General features: G+C 73.5%; 7 protein-coding genes and 2 pseudogenes. 4 read left to right on the top strand and 5 right to left on the bottom strand.

Annotation, left to right across the window (positions count from 1 at the left end; translation table 11 throughout):
• A pseudogene (locus DQW85_RS28990) lies at positions 1-735 on the bottom strand (hypothetical protein); the annotation flags it as partial.
• 101 nt (positions 736-836) lie between these two features.
• The gene (locus DQW85_RS28985; RefSeq protein WP_113703032.1) at positions 837-1,043 is read right to left on the bottom strand and encodes a hypothetical protein; all 207 of its coding nucleotides are present in this window, start codon (positions 1,041-1,043) and stop codon (positions 837-839) included.
• Between the two features lie 189 nt (positions 1,044-1,232).
• Here DQW85_RS28985 and DQW85_RS28980 point away from each other — a divergent pair, with 189 nt between their 5' ends.
• The gene (locus DQW85_RS28980) at positions 1,233-2,369 is read left to right on the top strand and encodes a hypothetical protein (RefSeq protein ID WP_162795460.1); all 1,137 of its coding nucleotides are present in this window, start codon (positions 1,233-1,235) and stop codon (positions 2,367-2,369) included.
• 11 nt (positions 2,370-2,380) lie between these two features.
• On the top strand, positions 2,381-2,902 hold the full coding sequence (locus tag DQW85_RS28975) for a hypothetical protein (protein WP_113703030.1): 522 nt from the start codon (positions 2,381-2,383) through the stop codon (positions 2,900-2,902).
• A gap of 60 nt (positions 2,903-2,962) precedes the next feature.
• Here the strand turns inward: DQW85_RS28975 and DQW85_RS28970 are convergent, their stop codons facing one another.
• Positions 2,963-3,757, bottom strand: coding sequence for a class I SAM-dependent methyltransferase (locus tag DQW85_RS28970; protein ID WP_113703029.1), 795 nt, complete (start codon positions 3,755-3,757; stop codon positions 2,963-2,965).
• Between the two features lie 153 nt (positions 3,758-3,910).
• Between DQW85_RS28970 and DQW85_RS28965 the strand changes: the two genes are divergently transcribed.
• Positions 3,911-4,327 (top strand): CBS domain-containing protein, encoded by a 417-nt coding sequence (locus DQW85_RS28965; protein WP_113703028.1) that lies wholly within the window; start codon positions 3,911-3,913, stop codon positions 4,325-4,327.
• 21 nt (positions 4,328-4,348) lie between these two features.
• Positions 4,349-4,687 carry an MmcQ/YjbR family DNA-binding protein gene (locus DQW85_RS28960; protein ID WP_113703027.1) on the top strand — a complete coding sequence of 113 codons (339 nt, stop codon included), beginning with the start codon at positions 4,349-4,351 and terminating at the stop codon, positions 4,685-4,687.
• Positions 4,688-4,710: 23 nt separating this feature from the next.
• Here the strand turns inward: DQW85_RS28960 and DQW85_RS28955 are convergent, their stop codons facing one another.
• Complete coding sequence (locus tag DQW85_RS28955; protein ID WP_205315493.1) at positions 4,711-5,574, bottom strand: hypothetical protein; 864 nt, start codon at positions 5,572-5,574, stop codon at positions 4,711-4,713.
• 39 nt (positions 5,575-5,613) lie between these two features.
• Positions 5,614-5,908 (bottom strand): annotated as a pseudogene (locus DQW85_RS28950) (hypothetical protein); the annotation flags it as partial.

Raw genomic sequence — 5,908 nt, 5'->3', positions numbered from 1 at the left:
GGCGCGCCGCCGCAGCGCGACGAGCGCCGCGGGGGCGAGCGGGACCGCGATGAGGAGCGCGTCCGACGGCCGCATCAGCGACACGACCGCCAGCGATCCGGCCAGCCCCGCGACGGCCCCCCAGGAGCGGCCCTTCACCACCTCTCCGCGCGAGCCCTGCCCCAGGTCCCGCCCGGAGCCGACACCCGAGAGCGGCCCTGAGCGCTCACCCGAGGCCCGCCCGGAGCCCGCACCCGAGGCCCGTTCGGAGCGGACCGCCAGCACGAGGAAGCCGGCGGCCGCGACGCCGCCGAGCGCCACATACAGGTTCGGCATCGCCTCGTTGCCGTAGAACAGCGACAGCCAGCACCCGCCGAACAGCAGCGCCGCGAGCGGCACGGACCTGTCGGCGCGCACCCGCACCCAGACCAGGTACGCCCCGAACAGCGCGAGCGAGGAGACCGCCGTCAGGTACAGCCGCAGCGCGAGCACCGAATCGGTCACCGCCACCACCGGGGCGACCAGCAGCGGCACTCCCCGGGCGCGGGGCGCGCTGAAGGGCGCGGGCGGCGCGTGGGCCGCGTACTGGCTGGCGTAGATCGCCTCGTCCCAGCCGATGCCCATCCCCGGCGAGACCAGCACGAGCTGCGCCGCGGCGTACAGGACGCCGACCAGCGCGAGCAGCACGACCGGCCGTGGGAGGGACGGCCCCCGCGGCGCGACGGCCTCGGGCGCGCGCGGGCGGGTGACCGTCATACCGGGCTCCGAAGGTAGGCGACAGTCGTCGTCTACCCGGGGCCCGCCCCCCTAGGACCTGACATGCCCGGATTCAACCGGTACGCTGACCAGGTATTTTGTCACCCATTGCCGGACCGGGCCTCCGGCGGGCGATCCACTCCGCCCGGACAGATGATCGTCTGCGAGGCGGCGTCTCTCGGTCCGAACGACAGATGCAGCACGCCGTCCGGCTGAGCCGGCACCGTGCCGACCGCCAGCACGAAGGCGATGCCCCCCGAAAGGGACAGCCAGGGCCTGAACGGCCGTCGGCGCGGCGCACCTCGCATCCGTCACTCCTCCCGATTTCGTGGGCCCGCGGAGAACGATCTCCTCCTGCCAGGTACGGCGCCGCACCCGGACCGGTTCAACCGCCAGGAGAGTCACGAAGAGTTATAGAGAGTCACGGAACGTCACGGTTCATCAGCGTACGGAGATCTTTGGCGTGAATTCATGGATGTTCCGCCAGGATGGGTGTCGTGGGCACCTACGACGACGTGACTCTCCCGCTCCAGCCACCGATCCGCCTGCCCTCGGAGGGCGACCTGGCGGCGGCCGTGCGGGAGACACCCCTGGCGGCGACCCTCCTGACCTCCGTGGAGGCGGTGGACGCGCTTCCGGAGGTGGGGCCGGAGACGCTGGACAGCCTGCGGGGCGGGCCCGTCGGGCCGGACGCGGTCGAGGTCCTGCGCGAGGGGGCCGCCGGGGAGGTGCTGCGGGTGTGGGGGGACGTGCTGCGGCACGTGTTCGGCGCCGACCAGGCCGTCTTCCTGCAGCTCGCCCGCCTGTTCCTCGGTCGCGACCCGATGGGGGACCTGCCCGGCGCGCTGTTCGCCCTGGGCCTGGTCGACACGGTCGCGGCCCTGCCGGACGAGCCTTCGAGCCCCGCGGAAGAGACGGACGAGGCCGCCGCCCCGGAGACCGGTGATCCCGGACCGGGGGCCGAGGCCGTGAAGCCCGCCACCGGTGAGCGGTACACCCTGACCCCGCTGGGGCTCTGGGCCGCCAGGCTGCTCATCGGCGAGTTGACCGGGCAGGACATTCCGGTCATGGGGTCGTTCGCGCCCCGGAGCGCCGTGGCCCTGCTGCACGGCCTCCGTTCCTACCCCGAACCCGCGCGCATCGAGGAGCTCACCGGCTGGCTGGCCGGCCGGGACCGGGTCAAGGCGGCGGAGGAGATCGGCGCCGCGCTCGCCGAGGTGAGCCCGCTGGGCAGGGCGATCGGCGTCGAGCTCCTCGCGCTGGACCTCGGCGACGACGGCAGGAGGGTGCTCGACCGGCTGCTGGGTGTCCGCAAGCTGGGCGCGGTGGTGGCCGCCCGGCTGGGACGCGAGGAGCACCAGCCGTCGCCCGAGGAGATCGCCTGGGTGTTCGTGGACATGGCGGCGGCGCTGCTGGAGTTCGGCGGCGAGACGGACGAGGTCATCGAGTCGATGGCCATGGGGATGGAGCCGGACCAGCAGGCGAGCACCATCGCGCTCCTGGCGCTCGGCGACCACCCGTGGTCGGAACAGGTGCTGCGCGTGATCATCGACCGCCATCCGGACGAGCGGGTCGCCGCCGCCGCCCGCAAGGCGCTGCGCCGCCTGCACAGCCTGGCCTCCACCCGCGGGTAGAGTCGGCCACGATGACGAAGCACACCATCTCCCCGCCCGCCGCCGCCATCCTGGGCGACGTCCACACCTGTGACTGCGGCGCCCGGCTGGACGGGCGCATGGCCGCCGAGCTGCACGCCGCCGAGAACGGCCAGTGCACGGCGTGCCTCGGCTCGGCGGAGGAGCAGGTCGTGCCGGGCCTGACGCGCCGCTGCACGGCGTGCGCGGCGACCGGGCGCCGCCGCGAGCAGATCACCTGGCAGCTCGCCCACGCCGAGGCGGAGCAGGTGATCACCATGAGCGTGGTGCGCGGCGTGGTGGCGGAGCTGGACGGGCCGTTCCACCTGTCGGAGATAGCCGACCTGGTGCGTGCCGGGCTCGGCCTGCCTCTGGGCCGCCTCCCTGTCGGGCCCCGGGTTCGCGATCTGCTGCTGATGATGCAGTCCGCCGGCGAGATCACCATGGTCTCGGCTCCCGACGAGCTGCTGGACGGCACGGACGTCGTGCTCTACCGCGACCCCCAGTGGCAGCGGGTGGCGACCCTCACCCCCTGACCCGGGAGATACCGACCCGAGGGGCCCTGACCCGGCAGGTCCCGGCCCATGCGCGCTGGATCAGGCGCGGCAGAGGATCTCTCCGTGCGGGATCGCCAGCCAGCCGTCCCCGGCCGCCGCCCACTCCAGCCACCCTTCCGAGATGCGCTCGAGATCCCGCGGCGTCGCGGCGCCCGAGGCGAGCGCCTGCCTGGCCATCGCCGAGCGCAGGACGCGGTCCGCCCACATGCCGCCCCACCAGGCCCGGTCCTCGGGCGTGGCGAAGCACCAGGTCGACGCGGTGGGCGTCACGTCGTCGAATCCCGCGGCCCGCGCCCACGACAGCAGGCGCCGCCCGGCGTCGGGTTCGCCGCCGTTGGCGCGGGCGACCTCCTGGTAGAGCGCCAGCCAGTCGTCCAGCGCCGGCACCTTCGGGTACCAGGCGAACGCCGCGTAGTCGCTGTCGCGGGCCGCCACGATCCCGCCCGGCCTCGTCACCCTCCTCATCTCGCGCAGCGCCCGCACCGGGTCGCCGACGTGCTGCAGCACCTGGTGGGCGTGGACGACGCAGAAGGTGTCGTCGGCGAACTCCAGCGCCTGCGCGTCCGCCACGGCGAAGCCGACGTTGCCCAGCCCCTGGGCCGCCACCTCGTTCCGGGCCAGTCGCAGCGCGTCGCCACTCACCTCCGAAGCGGTCACGTGCCGGACGAGGCGCGCCAGGTCGGCGGTGATGGTGCCGGGCCCGCTGCCCACGTCGAGCAGCGTCATGTGCGGCTGGAGGTGGGGCAGCAGGTAGGCGGCCGAGTTGCCGGCCGTCCGCCACCTGTGCGAGCGCAGCACGGACTCGTGGTGGCCATGGGTGTATACGGCGTCCATGAGAGGCACACTATCGATCATCTCATAATAAGAGAAGAATTGTCTCATAGTACGAGACATCGAGATCGCGGTGAGACGGCCTCCCGGCCGGGTAGAGGAGCGCCGGCCGGCGAATCCGCCGGCCCGCCGAACCGACACCGGGAGGAACGTCCCATGGCCAAGACCGTGGCAGACATCATGACCAGCCGCCCCGCGGCGGTCGAGGCGGATCAGCCCGTCGCCGTGGCGGCGGCGCTGATGCGCGACAACGACGCCGGAGCCGTGATCGTGAACGACAACGGCCGCGTCAGCGGCATCGTGACCGACCGCGACATCACCGTGCGGGTGGTCGCCGAGGACAAGGGCCCCGACACGCCGGTACGCGAGGCGTGCACCGGAAGCGTCGAGGCCGTCGGCCCGGACACCAGCATCGAACAGGCCGTACAGCTCATGCGCTCGCACGCCGTCCGGCGCCTGCCCGTGATCGAGGACGGACGGGCCATCGGGATCGTGAGCCTGGGCGACATCGCCATGGAACGCGACCCGGACTCCGCGCTCGGCGACATCTCCGCCGCCCCGGGCGATCACTAGATCGGACGCTAGATTGGCCGCATGGTCACAGTCGAGGACGTGCGGCGGCTCGCGGCGACCCTCCCGCGCTCGTCGGAGCATCTGATCCGCGACCGGGTCAAGTTCCGGGTGGGCTCGATCGTCTACCTGGCATTCACGCGGGACGAGTCGGTGATGGGGTTCGCCTTCCCGAAGGAGGAGCGCGCCGCGCTGGTGGCCGCCGAACCGGGCAAGTTCATGATGCCGGCGGAGAGCGACCTGCGCTACAACTGGGTGCTCGTGCGGCTGGCTGAGATCGACCTCGACGAGATGCGCGAGCTGGTCGTGGAGGCGTGGCGGATGGTGGTGCCCAAGAAGGTCTACGCCGCCTACACGGGCTGAGCCCCCCCAGCCGGCGGGGCCGGTCAGCTGAGCCGGTCGACGCCGAGGGCGCTGATCAGCAGCCGTTCCTTGCGGTTGCCCAGCAGGCGGGCGGTCCAGTCCACGAAGCCGCCGTCGCCCACCTCCACGTCCCCGGCGTACACCTTGAAGCACAGCCCGCCGTAGTAGCCCCGGCCGGACTGCCGGCCGGGGTCCCCGACGGCGTCCAGGTCGCTCGCGACGGCCTCGAAGGCGGGATCGAGCAGGGTGACGCGCACCTCCGGCTCGGCGCCGCAGGCGCGGACGGCTCTGCTCAGCAGGCTCAGGTGCTCGGCGAGGTGCCGCCGCTCGAATGCCAGCCCGCCGGTGTCGCGCCCGGCCGTGACGAGGCCGAACAGCGTGAAGTGCGACGAGAAGCCGCTGGGGAAGCGCTGCGCGCGCACGACCCGCTGCAGCGCGGCCAGCCGCACGGCCGCCTCGGGCCCCGACGAACGCCGCCGGACGGCCGCCTCGAGGGCGAGGGCGTTCGTCGGATCGGCGGCGACCTCGGAGTTGCGGATCGTGGACACGACCTTGTTCTGGTCGACGGCGGCGAGCGCCGAATGGGCGCCAAGCGGCGCGACCGGCGACAGGGTGACCAGCTCGAACTCCGGCGGCACCGCCGACAGCACCGCGTCCTCGGTCCGGCGCAGCCGCTCGAACGGCACCTCGGCCGGCGCCGTGAACCGGTCGTGACGGTAGCGGCGCAGCACGTCGGCCGGCGCCAGGTCGCGCGCCCGCAGGCGCATCGCCTCGAGCAGCAGCGTGGTGAGGTCGGCGCCGGAGAGCCGCCCCGCGAGCACATCGAGCGTCTCGGGGCCGCCGGCCCGCCTCAGCACCCTGCCGAGCGCCGTCCCTTCGTCCGCCATCGTCCAGCTCTATCACGGATCATCGGGAACGGAGGCCGCTCACCGGGCCGAAAGGCCGCGGTACAGGTCCGCGGTCAGCCTGGTGACGCGCTGGACCGAGGCGTTCCACGCGCCGCCCGCGGGATGGGCGGTCAGCACGGCCACGACGTAACGCTCGCCCTCGCCCACCAGTCCGGTGGTGTGCAGCACGGGCCGGCCGTAGTCGGGCACGCCGGAACCCACCGCCCGGAAGGCGACAGCGGAGACGGACCCGCCCGCCCCGGCGGTCGCCCCGCTGGACGCGCCCGTGGACGCGCCGGCGGACGCGCCGGTGGACGCGCCGGCGGCTGAGGCC

The organism is Nonomuraea lactucae, from assembly GCF_003313395.1.
In the GTDB taxonomy this organism is placed as follows: domain Bacteria; phylum Actinomycetota; class Actinomycetes; order Streptosporangiales; family Streptosporangiaceae; genus Nonomuraea; species Nonomuraea lactucae.
This window is presented reverse-complemented; position numbering and strand designations above follow the sequence as displayed.

Bases quoted from the DNA above. Each gene is read 5' to 3' on its own strand.
- DQW85_RS28985 (WP_113703032.1), bottom strand. From the start codon at position 1,043: ATGCGAGGTGCGCCGCGCCGACGGCCGTTCAGGCCCTGGCTGTCCCTT.
- DQW85_RS28975 (WP_113703030.1), top strand. From the start codon at position 2,381: ATGACGAAGCACACCATCTCCCCGCCCGCCGCCGCCATCCTGGGCGAC.
- DQW85_RS28970 (WP_113703029.1), bottom strand. From the start codon at position 3,757: ATGGACGCCGTATACACCCATGGCCACCACGAGTCCGTGCTGCGCTCG.
- DQW85_RS28965 (WP_113703028.1), top strand. From the start codon at position 3,911: ATGGCCAAGACCGTGGCAGACATCATGACCAGCCGCCCCGCGGCGGTC.
- DQW85_RS28960 (WP_113703027.1), top strand. From the start codon at position 4,349: ATGGTCACAGTCGAGGACGTGCGGCGGCTCGCGGCGACCCTCCCGCGC.
- DQW85_RS28955 (WP_205315493.1), bottom strand. From the start codon at position 5,574: ATGGCGGACGAAGGGACGGCGCTCGGCAGGGTGCTGAGGCGGGCCGGC.